Here is an 18,888-nt window from a genome sequence, read left to right on the forward strand (position 1 = left end):
ATTTGCTCATACGACTTATTTTTTAATAATCCGTCCGCGTGTTCCTTTTTTGAAACCACAGGCATTAGCTTCATCGTAGTCAATATGCATATAAGTCGCAAATTTAGGACTAACACGGATGACTACATCATCAAATATCAGCGGACGAGCACCTTCTACTCTGACTTGTACAATCTCATGATTTTTTACATTCAGACGTTCAGCATCTTCCGGTGTCATATGAACATGACGCTTAGCTACAATCAGGCCCTTATCCAGACAAACTGCCTTGTCTCCATGAGCCAAAATGACGCCCGGTGTTCCTTCGATATCGCCGCTTTCGCGAATGGGAGCCTTGGTGCCCAGCTGCAAACAGTCGGTCAGAGAAACTTCTACCTGAGAATGTTTGCGAACAGGTCCCAGAATAACCACATTGTGAAAAGCGCCTTTTGGACCGACAACTGTCAGCCTTTCTTGACTAGCGAACTGGCCTGGCTGTGATAGGTCTTTTGCTTTTGTTAATTGATAGTTGGGACCAAACAAGGCTTCCAAATCTTCCTGACTCAAATGGACATGACGTCCGCTCGCTTCTACCTCAAATGACCCCTGCAATTCTTCCTGAACTTTATCAATTACTTTATTTACCAAATTTTCTAAAGTCATTGCTGTTCTTCTTTCTCTTGTTATTAGCTTGCTATCAACCAGAGCAAGACTTCAATTGATTTTAATAATTGAGAAACCTTACAAGCAAATTGATCTCTGTCACCATCAGCAGCCTGCTCCAATTCTTTGCGCAGGAGGGTCGTTTCGATATATGTTTCATAGCAATTCAGCTGCCAAGTCGGTTCTTGGTAACTCATCATAACCGTCTCTTGATCGAGCTGTCGACTGACCCGAATGGCCTGCAATTCTGCATTGCTAGGCAGGTCTGTCTGGTAATCAGAAATATCATCCAGAATATGATGGCCGACGATTTGTTCTACTATGTTCAATAGTTGGCCAACTTGCTCACACTTTTCATCCTGAAAAGCCTGATGCAACTCTCTCTGGTTCTTCAAAAAGCAAGTATAAAGTTTAGTCAGTCTAAATAGTCGTGGATACACAGCAGAGTCCTCAAGGTTTGTAATCGGTACCCTGATAGCATCAACAGCTGAGGCTGGTTTCCCTTTGGTCTGACCTGAAGAAATAATTCGAATATGGTGATCATTGAGAAAACCTCTGGCTGCTGGCGTCAGTTTTTCATCTTTGTTTAATTCAAAGACACCGTTATCAGCGAGAACGGATTCTCTATAAAGCTTTCTAATCTTAGCTTCTGTAAAAACTGACATGTATTCACATCCTTCTACTCCGTTGATACTCTGTGAAAATCAATCTGATACTCTCCGAAAATCAACATTTCTGTCTAGTATCGAGCTGCTGCCCATAAGCTTCATTTTCACTGAGTATTCTATTTGCATCAGAGGCCTGTATCAAGCCTGAACACTACAATACAGGCCCTTTCAGCAAATATTTATCTGTCCCATATTATTTGGGCAGAATAACTTCCACTTCAGCATGTGGACGTGGAATTACGTGAACTGAAATCAATTCACCAACGTTTTCAGCTGCAGCTGCTCCAGCATCTGTTGCAGCTTTGACTGCGCCGACATCTCCACGAACCATTACAGTTACCAAACCAGCACCGACTTGTTCTTTACCAATCAAAGTTACGTTAGCGGCTTTGACCATTGCATCAGCTGCTTCGATTGCGCCGACGAGTCCTTTTGTTTCTACCATTCCTAATGCATTTGCGTTTGCCATGTTTATTTCCTCCAATTATTTTCTTGTTTTTAATTTTATCCGAAAGTCTGTAATCTTATTCTTGATGAGGCAAGATTACTTCCACTTCAGCATGTGGACGTGGGATTACGTGAACTGAAATCAATTCACCAACGTTTTCAGCTGCAGCTGCTCCAGCATCTGTCGCTGCTTTGACTGCACCGACATCACCACGAACCAAGACTGTTACCAATCCAGCGCCGACTTGTTCTTTACCAACTAAAGTTACGTTAGCGGCTTTGACCATTGCATCAGCTGCTTCGATTGCGCCGACAAGTCCTTTTGTTTCTACCATTCCTAATGCATTTGCGTTTGCCATGATTGTATCCTCCAATTATAATGTTTAATATTGACTATTTTAGTTTTTCCAATACACGTTGAACCAACAAGGTTACCAGTTCTTCTTCGTTTGATCCGTCAACTGCTACTGCTTTTGGTTCTTCCACTGCCATATTTTCTGCTTGTCGCAGGTCTGACAGTTCTGATGTACCGTAAGCTACACGACGGATATTAAAGAGATTGAGCGGGCTGACATTATCAGATGTTGCGCTGCCACCCACAGCTCCACAACCCAAAGTAAAGGCTGGGAAGAGACCAGTCGTTGCACCGACACCACCTAGGGCTGCTGGCGTATTGATCAGCAGACGAGATACTGGTTTTTTCAGTGCAAATTCACGAATAATTTCTTCATTTTGACTGTGGATAGCAAGAGTGTGGCCTGCACCTTCATGATGCAAGATCTTAATACTCAGCTCACAAGCTTCCAACCAGTCCTTGACAGTGTAGAAACCTAAGACTGGAGCCAGTTTTTCCATAGAATATGGATACTGCTTACCGACGCCAGTTTCTTCTGCAATCAAGACCCGAGCATCAGCTGGAACTGAAATACCAGCTAACTCAGCAATCACTTGCGGTGTTTTACCAACCATCTTCGGATTCATCGCACCACTCGGCTGGATAATGAAGGAGCCTAGTTTCTTAGCATCTTCAGCTGGAACAAAGTAAGCACCTTGTTTCTTGAATTCTGCTACAACCTTTTCCTTCATATCTTCTTCAACGATGATAGACTGCTCAGATGCACAAATCACACCATTGTCAAAGGTTTTAGAATCCAAAATCTGACGAACTGCTTTTGGCACATCTGCTGTTCTTTCGATGAAGGCTGGACCATTACCAGGACCTACACCGATTGCTGGTGTACCAGATGAGTAAGCTGCTTTGACCATGGCATTCCCACCAGTCGCCAAAATCAGATTTGTATCCTTGTGCCGCATCAACTCATTTGTAGCTGCGATGGATACCCGATGAATCGCACTGATGGCTCCATCCGGACAGCCAGCTGACTTAGCAGCTTTCTTGATGATTTCTACCGTTTCCTCAATACACTTAAGAGCATTTGGGTGAGGAGAGAAGACGATACTGTTTCCTGCCTTCAAAGCAATCAAAGCCTTATACATAACCGTTGAGGTCGGGTTGGTTGATGGAATCAAGCCAGCAATGACACCTACTGGAACCCCAACTTCCAAGACTTTCTTTTCCTTGTCTTCGCTGAGAACCCCAACCGTTTTCATATCCTTGATTTCTTCAAGAATACCTTTGGAAGCAAGAGCATTTTTCAATACCTTGTCTTCCCAGCGGCCAAAGCCTGTTTCCTGAGCCGCCATTTTAGCTAGGCGTTCACGCTCATCATAACAAGCTTTCGCTACTACTTTTACAATGGTATCAATTTGCTCTTGGCTCATTTTAGCAAGTTCTGCTTGGGCTTTCTTTGCATCCCGAATCAAATTCCTTACTTCCTGAATCGATACCAAATCTTTATCTTCTAAAAACATCCGCAATTACTCCTCTCCTATTGTTTCCATCAAAGTCTCAACGAGAAGTTTCTTGTTGGCAAATTTGATTTCTTTCTTGCTGAGACGGATACCTTCTTGATGATAGGCAAGGCTGCGTAGTTCGACGACTTTTAGTTTTTCCAGTTCTTCTCTGGTGTAGGTCCTTGTCTCTCCTTCAAGCTTCTCTGCTGGTTCAGCCTTAGTTTCCTTTACAGGCTGAGGCTTTTCTTCGATTTTTTCTGAAGGGATTGTTTCCGCCGTAGAAGCAATCTCTTTTTTAGCTGTTTTACTGTTTCTCTTTGGTACAAAGAGAAGGTCTGTCTGGTTATCCAACCTAGAAATTACATGGCTGGCCAGATAGTAAGGTTTATCCTGTACCAACTCAACTGCTGCATCAACCGCTGAGCGGACTGCACTGACATCGCCTATTAATTGAACCGTATTCAAACCAGCTTTGACCGTTTCAATATTAAGCAATGATACATTGGCAGCCTTCAAAGCCGCATCTGCCGCAACTACAGCACCTAGATAACCTTTTACTTCAATTAAACCTAGTGCTCTATCTGCCATTTAATCAACTCCTAATCAATAACTTTTAGGATCATTTGCTACTGCGATAACTGCATTCGCAAATGCGTCGCAGGCAGCTCGGCATGCTGACTGTGATCCGACCAGAAGTCCGCCGGCAAAGTTGGTTTCACTTGGTGGTCCGTAGAAGGCTCCAACCTGCACATCAGCCGCTTTCAAAGCCGCATCCAGTGCCACCATAGCTTCACCCGGTGGAGCAATCAAGTAAGCAATCGCTGTTCCTTCTTCTGCATTAGCCCCCTCTGACAGGTAAGAACCTGCACGAGAGATACAATGAGCAAAATAAGGAATACTGTCATCATCATTGGCACTGTAGAAGCTAGCCCCATTTTCGATTTCATAGACTGCTACATCCAGACCGCTGCGAACTTCTTCTGGGTTTGGACCAGCCAAGATACCGATGACTTCACCAGCCAGCTTAGTTGAAGCGTTGCCTGCACCAGCATACATACTGCGAGCATAGACCACTTCTACATCTGCTGCCTTGGTTGCTTCATCCAAGGCTACATAAGTGACATCATCACAGTCAGAAGTGATAATTCCCAGGCTTCTGTGATGTGGTTTAAGCTCCAAAGAAGCTGCCAAACCTGCATCCACGTTTGAAATCAGAAGGGCACTTAATACATTTGCACCTAATCGATCATTTTTCAAAGCCACTACCTCCTATTATTTCAAATCAATTCCTGATTTCTTATTATCAAGAATCTTCTTAATGATTTCTGCTACATAGGCTCCAGCTTCAACGGCTGGTGTTCCGCCTTTATGAATATTGGAAACAACGGTCCGTTTCGCTTCTGGCATACCAACTGTTGGCTTGTAAGCCAGATAAGCACTCATAGACTCAGCTGTTACCAGACCTGGACGCTCACCAACCAGCATACAGATAACTTCTGCACCAGTCAGCTCTGCGATTTGGTCCATAGCTGCAACCCGAGCATGCTTGATAAAGAGTACTTCACCAAAGTCCAGTCCGAACATTTTCAGACCTTGCTTCAGAGCTGGCAGGAAGTCTTTGACGTTAGCCTCGATAGCTGATGAGCTAAGACCATCACCAACGACAATCTGAACTTTGGCATTAGGTTTGCATTTTTCCTTGATAATCGCCTGCTGATCTTCAGGGAAGACCCGGCCAAAATCTGGACGTGTCAAGTACTCATCCTTAGTTGCTGCCTTGGTCTGTACAGGAATGAAGCCCATTTCCTTGACAAAGTCATCTGATACATAGGAGAAGACCGCATCCTGAGCTGCCGCATGGTCTGCACGGAAACGCAAAACACTTTGTGTCTTGTAGCGATCGCCTGCCCGCCATAAGCCCAGACGTGCCGGAGTAAATTTCTTAATCTTTCGGTAGGCTTCTTCATTGATGGCATTCGGAACCAAGAACTGTTCCTGAATATCTACTTCTGTTATGTCCGGAATGATGCCATCTTCAATCACTGAAGTATCTTGTTTGACTTCTTCCTGCAGAGAAACCACAGGTTTTTCTGCTTTGTTCTGGTCAGTCGCTGCTGTTTCTTTAACAGCTGAGTCGCCGCCCATCTCATTTAACAATGAGCGAATCATTTCTTTTAATTGCAATTCATCCACAATGATTTCCTCCTTGCTAATTTGATTTCATAAAGATGGAGCCGTCTCCGCCGATTTCTGTCAGGTGACCATCTTCCATCAAGCCCATTTTTTCCATCCACTCTTCAAATTCCTTGATCGGACGTTTATTGAGAAGTGAACGCATGGTTGCTGTTTCATGGTAACCAGTTGTTTGATAGTTAAGCATGATATCGTCACCATGAGGAATCGCCATGATGTAGTTAACATTAGCTGCTCCGAGAAGAACCAAGAGATTTTCAGCGTCGTTTTGGTCAGCCTTCATGTGGTTAGTGTAGCAGATATCACAACCCATTGAGATACCAGTCAGTTTGCCCATGAAGTGGTCTTCCAAACCAGCACGGATAACCTGCTTAGAATCATAGAGATACTCAGGTCCGATGAATCCAACAACGGTATTTACCAAGAATGGATCGAAGCGTTTAGCGAAACCATAACAACGAGCTTCCATAGTCACTTGGTCTGCTCCATGGTGAGCATCAGATGAAAGTTCAGAACCTTGACCTGTTTCAAAGTACATGACATTCGGTCCAGCAGCTGTTCCCACTTTCAGAGCTGTATCCCAAGCTTCTTGAATGATTTTAGCATCAAAACCAAAGGCTTCATTTCCTTTTTCAGATCCAGCGATAGATTGGAAGACCAATCCTGTCGGAGCACCTTGATTCATGGCTTCAATCTGAGTAGTAACGTGAGCTAGCACACAGTGCTGAGTTGGAATCTTGTACTCTTCGATGAAGTCGTTAAACTTATGCAAGACCCGTTTGGTACTTTCTACTGAGTCATCTACTGGGTTCAATCCTAAGAGAGCATCCCCACATCCATAAGCAAAACCTTCCATAGTAGAAGCCATGATACCATCTGGATCATCTGTGGTATGGTTTGGTTGAAGACGAGAAGAGAATGTTCCCGGCATACCAATCGTTGTATTGGCATGTTTGGTAATGACAATCTTATTGGCAGCTACAATCAAGTCCAAGTTGGTCATCAACTTAGCCACCGCTGCTACCATTTCAGAAGTCAACCCACGAGACAGCCACTGAATATCTACGTTCTTAGTCTTGTTATCCAAGATCCATTCACGCAGCTCTTCTACTGTCCAATTCTTGATCTTTTCGTAAGTACGAAGATTGACGTCGTCAATGATAATCCGTGTTACCTCATCTTCTTCATAAGGCACTACCGGATTATTGAACAAATCAGACAGTTTTAGCTGAGCTAGTACAACCTTAGCAGCGACACGCTCTTCAGCAGATTCTGCTGCTACTCCGGCTAGCTGATCCCCGGATTTGTACTCATTGGCTTTGGCCAGCACTTCTTTTACGGATTTAAATTCGTAAAGCCGACCAAACAATTTTGTTTTCAAAATCATGGATTACTTCCTCCTTTGTGTAAATAAAAGTTTAATTAAACACCAATGTTTTCACGACAATCGGTAAGACCGAGCCCTCAATGACTGGATTACCAATATCGATATAGTCGCCATTTTGAACATCCACTGAGTCAATGCAGACAAATGGATAATCCTTAGGTAGCTGAGCAAAGAGACACTGACCTAGAACCTTGGCCATATCTTCTCTGACCACCACTAGCAACGGAATTTTCTTTTCAATGCTTTCTCTCATTCCCTTGACAATAGCCTCTGCGTATTCCAAAACCCGGGCGAAGCTTGGGCTTTTTTCTCCATTGATTGCCAAAGCCACCTGCTGGACTTCATTTTCCAGTGTGAACCAGGCCACCTTGTCCCTGATAATCTGCTGCAGCCCCTCCTTGTCCTCATGCTCATCAGAAGCTGCCAGCTTGAGAACTGGAATGTTCTTAATAGGAAGGATATCAGAGATGTAGGTAATGGTGCTGCCGCTGACATCGGTCGTATGGCTGCCCGCTCCAACAACGGTTGCCCGGATGGTCTCAGCTGACTGGATGACTTTCTTTTGATCAAAAATCTTGGATTTTCTCAGCGCCCTGCCAAGCAGGATACCGATATCCCCATAGCGGAAATCATCCGCCGAGGTCGTTTCCAAGTATATTCCATCAGCTACACCACCAGAGAAAGATACGCAGTGGAGATCATAGTTCAACTTGAGACCGTGGTTGGTCTGTAGAAGCTCATAGTAAGGACTGTGATTGTCAATTCCTACAGACTGTTCTAATACGGAGACCATTTCTTGAATCAGCCGATCCAAATCAGCCCGATGGACCGTTTCACCAACTGCCAGCTGAAGTCCCTGCTCTGCAATGATAGTCTGCAGTTTTGGAGCAATATAGCTAATCCGCTGGGTCTGCGGATCCATCTTTATCAGCCGACCTCCGATATCAAAACACCCTGTATCAATCACATCTCCTTCTCGGAAAACTGCCAGATTGGAAGTCCCCCCACCAATATCAATATTGACGACTGATGTATGATGCTCTTGAGAATACTGATGGCTGCAGGCCCCTTTACCAGCGATGATACTCTCAAGGTCTGGACCAGCCGTCGCAACGACAAAGTCACCAGCATAGCCACTCAGTGCTTGAAGCACCTGACTGGCATTTTCCTTGCGAGCCGTCTCACCGGTAATGATGACTGCCCCCATCTGAATATCTTTTTTCTGAATGCCTGCTTTCGCATACTCATTCAGGACAAAGTTTTTGATCTTATCCACCTCGATCAAAAGTTGATCCGAAATTGGTGTGAAGATAATTTCACTTTTATAAAGAACTTTTTTATCTGTAATATAGACACGAGGAATAGTAAACACAGAAGCAATATTCTCGATGGTAAGCTCTGACAAGATCAGCTGTGTAGTGGCTGTCCCGATATCGAGCCCCACACTCAAAATTTTATCTGACATACTAAAAACCTCCAAAAAAAGACGCTCAAAGCAATGCAAACAAACGGAGTTCATTTACATTCTTCAAGCGTCATTGCTTTTTTCGACTGACATCATTGTTAGTCTGGTAGTATTTATTTTTTAAAACGAATGGTCGTTGCCGTTCCCTCATGGTCTGAGTGGATAGACAAGGTTCCAAACAATTTTCCTTGGACAAAGCGTTCCACCAAGAGCAGGCCTAGATGATTTTCAAAGGTGTGCTCTTGATTGTAACCGCTACCATTATCCAGTACTTTTAAAGTTATTATATCATTTTTAAGTCCAACCTGCAAACGGATTTGCGGTTTTTCTTGATTTTTTTTGTCCTTAAAAGCATGTTCATAGCTGTTCTGCAGTAATTCATTGACGATTAGCGCCAGTGAAGTGGCCCGGCTGCTATCAAGACAGAGTTCCGGTTCCAGACTATAGGTAAGGGTTATTTCCCTATGCCCGGAAAAACAACGCTGAACATTTTCGATAACTCTCTTCAGCAGATGCTCAATCTGAATGCTGTCATCCTGCTGAGAAGACAGGAGCTCGTGAGTCGCCGCTATGGAGAGCACACGATTCATACTGTCATTAAGAGCTTTTTTGGTGTCTGCTCCTGGACTTTGCTGAGCCTGTAGTCGCAGCAAGGAAACAACGGTTTGCAAGTTATTCTTTACCCGATGGTTCATTTCACGAATGGTAGTTGTATGGGTTAAGAGCTGCGCTTCCTTTTCCTTGATATCTGTAATATCCTTACAAATCATGACCACATTTTCACTCTCAGCCAGCAGATAGCGTTTGACCAAAAAGCAATAAGTGCCATAATGTACCTCAACTTGGTGAGGTTTTTCTTGAGGGGCTTGCGGTACCAGTTGCTGGATTTCTTCAAAAGTCAGACTGTCTAAGACCAGATTGCTGTAGTGCATTCCCTCAATCGAGTCCATATAGCCCAGCTTATGGCGATAAGAGTCGGCAGCTGCTTGATTGAAATACTTGAGATAGCCCTGCCGGTCAAAGACCAGACAAGCTTCGTCTATATGATCAAATAAAACAAACTGCTCTTGAGCTGAAATCTCAGGAGTGCTCCGCAACCCAAAACCGCCGTCCTCTTTATCTAAAGAAAAGTGGTCCGGTAAAGTCTGAGGAGCATTTTTTTCGATAATCAGCGTTCCGATGACGCGCTCTTCTCTCACTATCGGAAAGACCGTCTGGTGGATGGCTAAGCCCTCCTGCGATCTGGCCGAAAGCCCAATCGAGGGAGCGCCCGTCTCCAAGGTCCGGATAACACCTGGCTCATTTTCCAGGTAAGCCATAGCACCTACGACCGAGTTTTCGTACAAGCTGAGCTTGCTTTCCGGTTTTTTGTGAAAGATGACAATGGCATGTTCCGAAAAGATATTCTTTACGTCAATGAAGACATCTTCATTAGCATAAGCTGAGTTTTTCAATAATTCGTCAGCCTGTTGGACAAGATGCTCGATATCAGCCTCATCCAAATTTGTCTGTTCCTGACAAAGCTGCTTTATCTTATCTTTATACATCATTACACATCATCTTGGAGCACCAGCAATTTGGCAATCTCAATCATCGGCACTCTCTTTTGCATACTAATTGTCCGAATGCGCTTGAAAGCTTCTGGCTCTGACAAATGATCACGAGCCATCAGCAAGCCTTTAGCCTTTTCAATCACAATCCGATCGTCTATTTTTTTAGACAGCTTGACCATTTCATTGGACATCTGCTGAAGCTGGCGGCCCTTCTCAATGCAGATCTCTACCATTGGAATCAAGGACTTGGCATCCAAAGGTTTAACCAAGTAAGCACTAATCCCATTGGTTTTAGCTTTTTGAACATAGTGTTCATCGCTGTAGGCTGACAGTAGAATCACACTGTAAGCTAAAGCGTCTTCGAGTATCTTCTTACCCGCTGTCAGGCCATCCAGAAGCGGAAGCTTGATGTCCATCATGACCAAGTCACAACGATATTTCTGACACAAATCAATAGCCTCAAAGCCATCGGATGCCTCAGCCACCACTTCATAATCAGCTGCCTCTAATATATTTCGGATATCTAATCTTACAATTGGATCATCATCAACAATTAGTATTCTGCCTTTCATACTTCCCCTCGACAGTTTGATTTTTTATGTCCGCGTTACGACAGTGCTGGAGAAGCCTAAAATCTCTTCCAGACCTTGTAAAACGGCAATGAGAGCTGCCTCAACAGAAGAAACGTCACCTGTCATCACGACAGAGCCGCTGAAACGATCCACAAAACCAACTTGAACATCCGCAGCCTTGGTCGCAATATCAACCGCAATGATAGCCGCTTCACTCGGAGTGATCGTCAAGATTCCAATCGCATCCTTGATTTCTGCCTGCAATCCCAATTTTTCAAAAATGACTTCATCAGGATTTGCGATAAGGTGCGCCAAGGTCACTTGTTTCCCAGGAACGTATTCCTGTATCATTCTTTGTTTTTCTTCCAATTTAGTAAACCTTCTTCATGATTTTAAACGTTCAGAAGTGTACTGCATGCTCTTAATCATTATACAATAATTTTGGCATAACAGCAATTCAGAGGATTAAAACGCTTTCTCTAATACTTTAAGCAGCTCTTCTGCCGTAGGGACGCGAGGGTTAGTCGGAGTACAACCATCATGCAGAGCAGCTTCTGAAATTTCTACCTTGTACTGAGCAAAAGCATCTGCTTTCACACCATATTCTCTTAGAGAAGTTGGCATCTCCAGCTTTCTTTGCAGTTTCTTGATAGCTTCAACCAGCTGTCTCACTCCTGACACAGGGCTTGAAGCACTGCATCCCAGTAGTTTGGCAATATCCTGATAGCGGCTTGCTACAGTCTTGTCTGTCGCCTGCCGGTTCCGATTGTTGAATTCGATACCAGCATTATATTGAATGACATGGGGCATTAAAATACTGTTTAAACGACCATGAGGCACATGGAACTTAGCGCCTGCCGCATGTGCCAGACTGTGATTGATACCCAAAGAAGCTGTATTAAAGGCCATACCTGCCAGAGTGGATGCTGCATGCATCTTTTCACGCGCTTCTACATCCTGACCATTTTTGTAGGCTTTAGGCAGGTATTCAAAGACCAGCTTAATTGCCTTTTCAGCCAAGGCATCAGAGAAGTCCGTAGCCTTGGTCGATACATAAGCTTCAATGGCATGGGTCAGTACATCCATTCCAGTGTCAGCCGTGATGTTACCAGGAAGTGACAGAACCAAATCCGCATCTAAGATCGCAACATCCGGAAGGATTTCTTTGGTCACTAAAGGATATTTGGTACCTCTCTCTGCATCCGTGATGACAGAAAAGGACGTTACTTCAGATCCAGTTCCGCTTGTTGTAGGAATGGCGATGAGAATAGCCTCTGAGAAGGCACCCTGCTTCTTGGCAAAATAATACATAGCCTTGGAAGCATCAATGGCAGAGCCGCCACCAATAGAAAGCACAATGCTGATTGGTTTGTCTCCTGCACTCTTGATACCAGCCACAACTGTTTCGATTGGCGGATCAGGCACAATATCTGTGAAAACAACAATATCATTGCTGTCATCAAAGTTGGCTAAAATAGCATCCAGCGTGCCAGATGTCTTCAAAAAAGGATCGGCAACGACTAAAATATGCTCGTTTTTATAATGGCTTAATTGCTGCAGAGCGCCCTTGCCCACATGCAATTCAGTCTTATAGGAAATCTTATACATCTTTTCTCCTTTCTGTTGTATCTATTTTTAAACAAAAAGAAACTATATGAAAATAAGACTGCTCCCCTACACACGTCACAGCATTTTCATATAGCTTCATTGCTTATTTATCTTCAGTACCCCTTTGTACTATATTGAATTATAACACAAAAGCGCTTTCAAGGCAATGAAAAAGTCATTAATATAAGAAATTTTTACTGCCGAATCTCACAGCAAAGGCAAGCTTATTTAAAGGATTAAATTTTTATTAAAATTTAGTTCATTTTCCTTGTAATTACCTGTGAAAGGTGTTACAATCTAGTTACTAGGAAATTGATTTTAGTACTTTTAAGGATATGGAAGTCTGGTGCAAATCCAGCGCGGTCCCGCCACTGTGATAAGCTTTTCAGCTTTAAGTCAGGTCTTTATTCTTAAATTTTAGTAGATTTCATGCCTCGATGTAAGGTAGTGATGTCAGTTTGGAACAAACATTTTAGCTTAGTTTCCATTATTGACTCTACGTTTAAGTACGTTAATTTTCTAAAGATGAGGTTTCACTTGTCTTTCTGCAAAGGAGCAGAGTCAATAATTGGAAAGCTAGTGCTAATCAACGAAGCTTAGCATGAAGATACAACGATGTATAGGCGGCTTTCTTTTTTAGAAGATCAAAATAAGTTCTGTCTTTCCAAGACTCAGTAAGAGTCAATTTGGAAAGACAGAACTTTTTCTGTTTCTTTTTGTCACTGGCGCTTGCTTGCCCAACGCTCAACATCCGCCTTGGTGATATTGTGGAAGACCTTGGCACCTCTTTCATAGGCGATGTCTTCTTGGTTTTTAGTAAAGTTGATTACTCGAGCCAAGGCAAAGAAATAATCTGATAGACGATTGACAAAAATCAGGACATTATTGTTAATTTCCGTAGTCCACATAGCCCCTACGATATGACGCTCTGCCCGTCTTGCAATGGTCCGAGCCACATGAATCATGGAAGCAATCTCGTCACCGCCTGGTAGGATAAACCTTTCCAGAGCCGGTGGAATTTCTGCGTAGGTATCAATCCTCTCCTCAATCCAGTCAATTAGCTGCTGATCAACTTTATAGGGATAAACTCCCTTTGGTGTAGAGAGGTCTGAACCACAGTCAAAGAGATAATGCTGCAGCTGGAGCAGCTCATCTCTCAGCTTATCATCCTTGTCTAGCTTGGTAATGGTATAACCAATCCAAGAGTTAAGCTCATCAATGGTTCCGTAAGCATTAACTCGTTCTGCATCCTTGGCGACACTTTGGCCGCCAACTAGCTTGGTCAAGCCCTTGTCACCTGTTTTTGTATAGAGTTGCATATTTTTCCTCCTTTAAGTCACATTTTTGCGAATATCAACATAATCTTCTTCTTTCAAACTGCCTTCTGCAAAGGTTGGCATGTGCTCCATGGTATAAACAGCATTTTCCAGCAGAAAGAAAGCCAAAGGACAGCCCGAGCCTTCACCCAGTCGCATGTCCAGCAAAAGCATGGGCTCAAGTCCTAGAAAGTCACTGACCAGTCTGTAAGCAGGCTCCGTCGAAGCATGGGAAGCAAAGCTATAGTCCAAGACATGAGGGGTCAGCTGATGGGCAATCAGAAGCCCCGTTAGAGAGATAAGACCGTCCACTACACATGGCAGCTGATAGTGGGCACAGGCGAGATGAGTGCCTGCCATCGCCAGCATATCTAGCCCACCAAGCTTAGCGGTCAGATCCAGAATATCTCCATAAGGAGCGTGGCAATCCAAACACTGCTGGATAACGACAGTTTTATGAGCCTTCATATCCTGAGTCAGACCAGCTCCATAGCCTGTGACGTCTTCTGCTTTGAGACCGAGAACTGCAGCAATGACAGCAGCTGAAGTGGTGGTGTTGCCAATCCCCATTTCTCCAGTTCCAAAGAGACGATAGCCGTCTTTGATCAAGGCCTCTGTCTTCTTGTAGCCGACTAGAATTGCCGCTATGGCCTGCTCACGGGTCATGGCCGGCTCCTGGAGCATATTACGCGTCCCATGACAAACCTTGTCCTTATTTTCCTCAAAGATATCCTTCTTGCAGCCAATGTCTACCAGGCAGATGTCTGAACCTGCATGTTTGGAAATAGCGCACAGGCCTGACTTCCCTGCTAGAATATTACGAGCAACAGTATAGGTCGTTTCCTGAGGATTGGCTGAAACGCCTTCAGCCACGATGCCATTATCCGCTACGTAGACAAGGACAATCTTCTTCTCCAAATCAATGGGACCAGGAAACATGGCATGCAAGCGAGCATAGATGGTCTCTAGCTTTCCTAAGGAGCCTGGCGGCTTTCCTAGCCGATCACAGTAGCTCTGCCCTTCTTGAAGCTTGTCTTTATCTATCGGAAGAATCTGTTCAATAATTTTTTCTAAGTCTTTCAAACTAGTCTATCTCCTCCCTGACCGGCTGCACCCCTTCAAAAATAATCCTGCTCAAGGTCCGATTCTGATAATAAGCCCCACTGGCTGAGCGAGCTAGTTCAGCTTCTAGCTTAGGCAAGACTTCTAGCTGTTCCCTGCTCAGCAGCAGACCAACCAATGTACCACTATGGGCAACATTGAGGCCTAAACACTGGTATTTTTTTACCAAAGCCAGTAATTCTTTCAGATAGGGTTTGGGCAGCCGTTGGTTGTTCAACAAAGCACTATAGCTCGCTAAATGGCCAAGTTTTTCCAAACACTTCTCCTGACAAGCCTCCTGAAAGAGAGGAAGCAAACACTTAGACTCCTCAGCCGGATAGCTAGGACTGTCCTTCATCCGAACCAAGTCAAGAGTTGTCACCATCTCCACAGGCTCCAAGATATAGACATAGAGCTCCGGTCGCCAGTCTGTCTGCCAGACCACTTGACCAGTCAGGGGATTAATGACTGTCCAGTCCGCAAAAGCCACCGAGTCAGTAGGCTCAATCTTGGCACAGAGACGAGTCAAATCTGCGGCTCTTAGAGGCTGCTTTTGTCCCAGAGCAGCTGCTTGCAGGCAGCTAATCATATCAGCTGTGCTGCTAGAATAGCCCTTGCTGATAGGCAGGTCTGACTCCTGAACAAAAGAGAAAACATTGGACTCAGGCAGGAGCTCCAAAGCTCGCCTTACCTTTTCACCTTGGGCTCGCCTTGCGAGAGACGAAGCTCCATCCAATCTAACTCGACTGCGCTTCTCAATCCCATAGGAGAGCAGGACCTCCTGCTCTCCTACTAAACCTTGAAATAATTCACCGCAAGAACCTGGACAGGAAACCATTACCTTAGTCATAAGGAACCTCTTTCGCCAAGACCTCTGTTAGACAAGCCAGAAGTTGTTCATTCTCCTGATGGCTGCGGATGGCTATGCGGTAATGCCGTTCTGTCAGATCATGATAATTTTGACAGGAACGGATAAAAATCTTTCTCTGCCGAAGCTCCTGACGCAGGGCCTGCCGACCTAAATATTCAAAGAAGATATAGTTGACACTAGGCTTGACCGGTCGAAGCTGTGAAAAAGAAGTCAGCCCTTGGAAAAGGAAATCCCTTTCTACTCGAAGCCACTGCTTGGTAGCTTGATGATAGGCCAGATCTTCCAAAAGGACAGGCAGGGCCTGATCAGCCATAGCATTGACCGACCAAGGAGCGCGGCTCCCCTCTATCTCTTCAAAGCAAGTCGGATGACAGCTAAGAGCATAGCCCAATCTCAGACCAGGAATAGCATAAAACTTGGTCAGAGACCGCACCACTACTGCATTTGGATAGGTGGCCAGACGTGAGACGAAGCTATAGTCCTCCTCATCGTCCAGAAAGTCCATAAAAGCCTCATCCAGTATCAAAAAGATTTGCCGCTCCTGCAGGTCCTCAGCCAGCTTTTCTAGCTCAATACGCCGAATCAAGGTACCCGTCGGATTATTAGGATTGCATATGAGTACAGCGTCTCCTGCAGTCAGTGAATCCAAGGCTGGCAACATGTCAGCTAGATTCCACTCATAGGATGGGGAAGGGAGGCTAAAGCGCTCCACCTTGGCCTGCACTTGCAAGAAGGCTTTTTCATATTCCATGAAAGTAGGGCTCAGAGTCAGGACTGTTTTTGGACGCAGGAAGCGGGCCAGCTCATAAAAGACTTCTACCGCACCATTTGCCAGCAGGACATTGTCCTTTTCTAGGCCATGATGATGTGCCAAAAGCTCTCTGGAGTGGCTATAGCTGATGTCTGGATAATGAATCAGCCAATCAATGGACTCGGTCAGACAAGCCCTCAGCTTTTGAGAAATCCCCAAAGGATTGATATTGGCACTGAAATCCAGACAGTCTTCTAGAGAAAAACCAAATTCCTCAGCCAAAGCTGCCGCATTTCCTCCGTGCTCTACTTTCATAAATAGATATCCCTTCCTCGTTTCCTTGTTAGAATCTAGTATACCATATTCGGCTTCTCGTCCCTAGTCTGCCTCCAAATAGGCCTGGAGACGGTCAATTCCTTCATTTTCCGTCGCTGATATTTCAAAGATTTCCTTGGCTCCAGCCGCTTTCAGCTGCCGCCGTGCTTTTTCAATCTGCTCTTCCTTATCAGCCATATCGATCTTGGTGACAATACCAATCACTTCTTGATTGAAGAGGGAGGAAAAGCCCTGAGGAAAGGTCTGCATCTGATTGGAAGCTGCGACCAAGAGACCAATCACATCGGCATCTGCACCCGTCACGTTCAAGGCATTATAATACCTACGATGCTGGAGAAATTCTCCAGGAGTATCAATGATGGTATCATGAAACTCAACCGCCTGAGTCTTATAGTAGGTCAGCTCCAAACCCTTTAGTCGCTGAGTCAGAGTGGTCTTACCCACTCCGACCGGACCGACAAACATGATTTTTTTCATATCTTGCATCCATTCCTCTCTATGACAGGGGACTGCCCGCTATTTGCTGAGCTGGGCTTCCTTACTATCTAGTTTGATAGTTTCCCTGCCATTGAGCAGTACACCTTTATTTTCATCGCGGCCTTGCAGATAGTAAAGGGCATCTTCCTGACCGTAAGTTTCAATTGCCTTAGTTTGCAAAAGACCGATTCCCTTGCTAGGATCTCTCAGAAGATTGAAGATGATACCCATTTGCAGTTTAGGGAAGTCCTTGAGCATAGCATAGTCGCCATTACTATCGCCGGCAATCAGGATTGGTTCTTGATTGTCATGATTGACTGCAATCAGCTTCTTGATGGTTTCTGTCTTGCCCTCACCTTGAGTCTGAGCATAGTTGGTATCGTATTCCGGCTGAATCACACCCTTATCATCCTTTTTCAGGCGCATAGCAGTGACATTTTCTTTAGGAATATTGTAGCCATACTTAGAATTGCTAGCATAAGGGATAATCACATCAATATAAGACGCTGAGCAGATATAGACATCAATGCCGTTAGCCATCAGAGTCTTGTAGAGATTTTGCATTTCCTTGACTGAGCGAACACCGCGCTTGAAGGTCACAGTGATTTGGCCTGACTCACCTTTCAAGCCTTCAGGACTTTCCCAAGTTTCAGAAGTCAGCTTGTCCTCAAGAGCCTGGTCAATAGACTTTTCAGATAGGGCTTGAACTTCTTCAGAAGTCATACCTGCATAGAGGTAGGTCACCCATGGATAGCTAATATCCGAACTGAAGGTGTCACCAATCGCTTCGTAAAGATAGCGGAGTTTAGAAGCAAAGTCTTGGTATTCGTCAGTCTTTTTGACTTCTTCCAGAGACTTGTCTCCTTGCATTCCCTTATAGCTATTGTAAATAACCGTGTAGTCAGAAAGCAAGTCAGCTGCAATCTTGTCAATGTTTACTGGCTCACCATCTTTGTTATGGTAATCCTCAACGAAATCGTCGCTCGGTATATTGGTCCGCACTGCTTGGTCAAATTCTTCTGGCGTCATCTTGAAGGCCAGATTTTCAATTTGATAGGTAAAGGTTGCTTCACCGATGTCATTAATGACTGTCGTATTGTCCCAGTCAAAGACGGCATAAGGCTTTTTATTTTTATCATAGCTAGAGCTGGTGTTCCCATTCTCCTTGATGAGCTTAGTCAGGCGGGCATAAAGCTTGTCTTCCCAAACGCCCTTATCCAAAGTCTTAGCCTTGTCCTTATCCGTTGTCTCTGTCTTAGCCGAGGATGACTCCGTCGTCGTCTTATTATTCCCCGCTTGACAAGCTCCCAGAAGCAAAGCCAAACTACAAAGCAGCACAATTCCTTTTGTCCGCATAGAAACAATCCTCCATAAAAAATAATAGTGCGCAAAAAAATGGCATAGAAAACCCCTTTGATTCTGAAACACTCGCTTCATTGCGATCAAATCAGGCTTCCTTGCCATTTTCTATACTGTTATTATATTATAAACTATCTGATTGACTTTGTCAATAAAGCGCTTTCAAATTTGTAAAAAAATAAAGGCAGAGAAAATTATTTCTCTACCTTACTGATTAAAATGCATTTACTCTAATCTTCTCAATCAACGTGTTAGAGGAAACCAAACGTATTCAAGACTAGACAGATA

General features: G+C 44.3%; 20 protein-coding genes and 1 riboswitch. All 20 genes read right to left on the minus strand.

What is annotated here, in order from left to right:
- Window positions 1–15 precede the first annotated feature (15 nt).
- The 20 genes from eutD to PCY71_RS05280 all read right to left on the minus strand — a co-directional run bounded on the left by eutD (window position 16) and on the right by PCY71_RS05280 (window position 18,597).
- The gene (eutD, locus tag PCY71_RS05185; RefSeq protein WP_002896361.1) at window positions 16–642 is read right to left on the minus strand and encodes an ethanolamine utilization phosphate acetyltransferase EutD; all 627 of its coding nucleotides are present in this window, start codon (window positions 640–642) and stop codon (window positions 16–18) included.
- A gap of 23 nt (window positions 643–665) precedes the next feature.
- Window positions 666–1,307, minus strand: a complete 642-nt coding sequence (locus PCY71_RS05190) for a hypothetical protein (protein WP_002910478.1) — start codon at window positions 1,305–1,307, stop codon at window positions 666–668.
- 196 nt (window positions 1,308–1,503) lie between these two features.
- Window positions 1,504–1,779, minus strand: a complete 276-nt coding sequence (pduA, locus tag PCY71_RS05195; RefSeq protein ID WP_002896373.1) for a propanediol utilization microcompartment protein PduA — start codon at window positions 1,777–1,779, stop codon at window positions 1,504–1,506.
- Between the two features lie 55 nt (window positions 1,780–1,834).
- Window positions 1,835–2,116, minus strand: coding sequence for a propanediol utilization microcompartment protein PduA (pduA, locus tag PCY71_RS05200; RefSeq protein ID WP_002910479.1), 282 nt, complete (start codon window positions 2,114–2,116; stop codon window positions 1,835–1,837).
- Window positions 2,117–2,150: 34 nt separating this feature from the next.
- Window positions 2,151–3,629: an acetaldehyde dehydrogenase (acetylating) gene (locus PCY71_RS05205; protein ID WP_002901059.1), complete on the minus strand. Its 1,479-nt coding sequence runs from the start codon at window positions 3,627–3,629 to the stop codon at window positions 2,151–2,153.
- A gap of 6 nt (window positions 3,630–3,635) precedes the next feature.
- Entirely contained in the window at window positions 3,636–4,199 is a 564-nt protein-coding gene (locus PCY71_RS05210; RefSeq protein ID WP_002910480.1) for a BMC domain-containing protein, read from the minus strand.
- A gap of 15 nt (window positions 4,200–4,214) precedes the next feature.
- Window positions 4,215–4,868, minus strand: a complete 654-nt coding sequence (gene eutL / locus PCY71_RS05215; protein ID WP_009659835.1) for an ethanolamine utilization microcompartment protein EutL — start codon at window positions 4,866–4,868, stop codon at window positions 4,215–4,217.
- 15 nt (window positions 4,869–4,883) lie between these two features.
- Window positions 4,884–5,804 carry an ethanolamine ammonia-lyase subunit EutC gene (eutC, locus tag PCY71_RS05220; protein WP_002910482.1) on the minus strand — a complete coding sequence of 307 codons (921 nt, stop codon included), beginning with the start codon at window positions 5,802–5,804 and terminating at the stop codon, window positions 4,884–4,886.
- Window positions 5,805–5,820: 16 nt separating this feature from the next.
- Complete coding sequence (locus PCY71_RS05225; RefSeq protein ID WP_002903902.1) at window positions 5,821–7,191, minus strand: ethanolamine ammonia-lyase subunit EutB; 1,371 nt, start codon at window positions 7,189–7,191, stop codon at window positions 5,821–5,823.
- 31 nt (window positions 7,192–7,222) lie between these two features.
- The gene (eutA, locus tag PCY71_RS05230) at window positions 7,223–8,656 is read right to left on the minus strand and encodes an ethanolamine ammonia-lyase reactivating factor EutA (protein WP_002910486.1); all 1,434 of its coding nucleotides are present in this window, start codon (window positions 8,654–8,656) and stop codon (window positions 7,223–7,225) included.
- A 113-nt stretch (window positions 8,657–8,769) separates the two neighbouring features.
- Window positions 8,770–10,206: a PAS domain-containing sensor histidine kinase gene (locus PCY71_RS05235; RefSeq protein ID WP_002910488.1), complete on the minus strand. Its 1,437-nt coding sequence runs from the start codon at window positions 10,204–10,206 to the stop codon at window positions 8,770–8,772.
- Window positions 10,206–10,781: an ANTAR domain-containing response regulator gene (locus tag PCY71_RS05240; RefSeq protein ID WP_002910490.1), complete on the minus strand. Its 576-nt coding sequence runs from the start codon at window positions 10,779–10,781 to the stop codon at window positions 10,206–10,208. Before PCY71_RS05240 ends, PCY71_RS05235 begins: the two co-directional genes overlap by 1 nt.
- Before the next feature lie 24 nt (window positions 10,782–10,805).
- The gene (locus tag PCY71_RS05245) at window positions 10,806–11,150 is read right to left on the minus strand and encodes a BMC domain-containing protein (protein ID WP_002898216.1); all 345 of its coding nucleotides are present in this window, start codon (window positions 11,148–11,150) and stop codon (window positions 10,806–10,808) included.
- A 96-nt stretch (window positions 11,151–11,246) separates the two neighbouring features.
- Window positions 11,247–12,389, minus strand: coding sequence for a 1-propanol dehydrogenase PduQ (locus tag PCY71_RS05250; RefSeq protein ID WP_002896393.1), 1,143 nt, complete (start codon window positions 12,387–12,389; stop codon window positions 11,247–11,249).
- Window positions 12,390–12,699: 310 nt separating this feature from the next.
- Window positions 12,700–12,848: riboswitch (adenosylcobalamin (AdoCbl) riboswitch) on the plus strand.
- A 260-nt stretch (window positions 12,849–13,108) separates the two neighbouring features.
- Window positions 13,109–13,708, minus strand: coding sequence for a cob(I)yrinic acid a,c-diamide adenosyltransferase (locus tag PCY71_RS05255; RefSeq protein WP_002896396.1), 600 nt, complete (start codon window positions 13,706–13,708; stop codon window positions 13,109–13,111).
- Between the two features lie 12 nt (window positions 13,709–13,720).
- Window positions 13,721–14,788 carry a nicotinate-nucleotide--dimethylbenzimidazole phosphoribosyltransferase gene (gene cobT / locus PCY71_RS05260; protein WP_048772519.1) on the minus strand — a complete coding sequence of 356 codons (1,068 nt, stop codon included), beginning with the start codon at window positions 14,786–14,788 and terminating at the stop codon, window positions 13,721–13,723.
- 1 nt (window position 14,789) lies between these two features.
- Window positions 14,790–15,656: a kinase gene (locus tag PCY71_RS05265; protein WP_048772515.1), complete on the minus strand. Its 867-nt coding sequence runs from the start codon at window positions 15,654–15,656 to the stop codon at window positions 14,790–14,792.
- Window positions 15,649–16,743, minus strand: a complete 1,095-nt coding sequence (gene cobD / locus PCY71_RS05270; RefSeq protein WP_048772512.1) for a threonine-phosphate decarboxylase CobD — start codon at window positions 16,741–16,743, stop codon at window positions 15,649–15,651. Before cobD ends, PCY71_RS05265 begins: the two co-directional genes overlap by 8 nt.
- A 63-nt stretch (window positions 16,744–16,806) precedes the next feature.
- A complete protein-coding gene (locus PCY71_RS05275) occupies window positions 16,807–17,241 on the minus strand; it encodes a EutP/PduV family microcompartment system protein (protein ID WP_072074901.1) in 435 nt (144 codons plus the stop codon).
- Between the two features lie 39 nt (window positions 17,242–17,280).
- Complete coding sequence (locus tag PCY71_RS05280) at window positions 17,281–18,597, minus strand: phosphoserine phosphatase (protein ID WP_048772503.1); 1,317 nt, start codon at window positions 18,595–18,597, stop codon at window positions 17,281–17,283.
- Window positions 18,598–18,888 lie beyond the last annotated feature (291 nt).

The sequence above is a fragment of the Streptococcus sp. SN3 genome (genome assembly GCF_030439905.1).

Excerpts from the sequence above, each read along its gene's own strand:
- eutD (WP_002896361.1), bottom strand. The coding sequence starts at position 642 with ATGACTTTAGAAAATTTGGTAAATAAAGTAATTGATAAAGTTCAGGAA.
- PCY71_RS05190 (WP_002910478.1), bottom strand. The coding sequence starts at position 1,307 with ATGTCAGTTTTTACAGAAGCTAAGATTAGAAAGCTTTATAGAGAATCC.
- pduA (WP_002896373.1), bottom strand. The coding sequence starts at position 1,779 with ATGGCAAACGCAAATGCATTAGGAATGGTAGAAACAAAAGGACTCGTC.
- pduA (WP_002910479.1), bottom strand. The coding sequence starts at position 2,116 with ATGGCAAACGCAAATGCATTAGGAATGGTAGAAACAAAAGGACTTGTC.
- PCY71_RS05205 (WP_002901059.1), bottom strand. The coding sequence starts at position 3,629 with ATGTTTTTAGAAGATAAAGATTTGGTATCGATTCAGGAAGTAAGGAAT.
- PCY71_RS05210 (WP_002910480.1), bottom strand. The coding sequence starts at position 4,199 with ATGGCAGATAGAGCACTAGGTTTAATTGAAGTAAAAGGTTATCTAGGT.
- PCY71_RS05225 (WP_002903902.1), bottom strand. The coding sequence starts at position 7,191 with ATGATTTTGAAAACAAAATTGTTTGGTCGGCTTTACGAATTTAAATCC.
- eutA (WP_002910486.1), bottom strand. The coding sequence starts at position 8,656 with ATGTCAGATAAAATTTTGAGTGTGGGGCTCGATATCGGGACAGCCACT.
- PCY71_RS05235 (WP_002910488.1), bottom strand. The coding sequence starts at position 10,206 with ATGATGTATAAAGATAAGATAAAGCAGCTTTGTCAGGAACAGACAAAT.
- PCY71_RS05240 (WP_002910490.1), bottom strand. The coding sequence starts at position 10,781 with ATGAAAGGCAGAATACTAATTGTTGATGATGATCCAATTGTAAGATTA.
- PCY71_RS05250 (WP_002896393.1), bottom strand. The coding sequence starts at position 12,389 with ATGTATAAGATTTCCTATAAGACTGAATTGCATGTGGGCAAGGGCGCT.
- PCY71_RS05255 (WP_002896396.1), bottom strand. The coding sequence starts at position 13,708 with ATGCAACTCTATACAAAAACAGGTGACAAGGGCTTGACCAAGCTAGTT.
- PCY71_RS05265 (WP_048772515.1), bottom strand. The coding sequence starts at position 15,656 with ATGACTAAGGTAATGGTTTCCTGTCCAGGTTCTTGCGGTGAATTATTT.
- cobD (WP_048772512.1), bottom strand. The coding sequence starts at position 16,743 with ATGAAAGTAGAGCACGGAGGAAATGCGGCAGCTTTGGCTGAGGAATTT.
- PCY71_RS05275 (WP_072074901.1), bottom strand. The coding sequence starts at position 17,241 with ATGAAAAAAATCATGTTTGTCGGTCCGGTCGGAGTGGGTAAGACCACT.
- PCY71_RS05280 (WP_048772503.1), bottom strand. The coding sequence starts at position 18,597 with ATGCGGACAAAAGGAATTGTGCTGCTTTGTAGTTTGGCTTTGCTTCTG.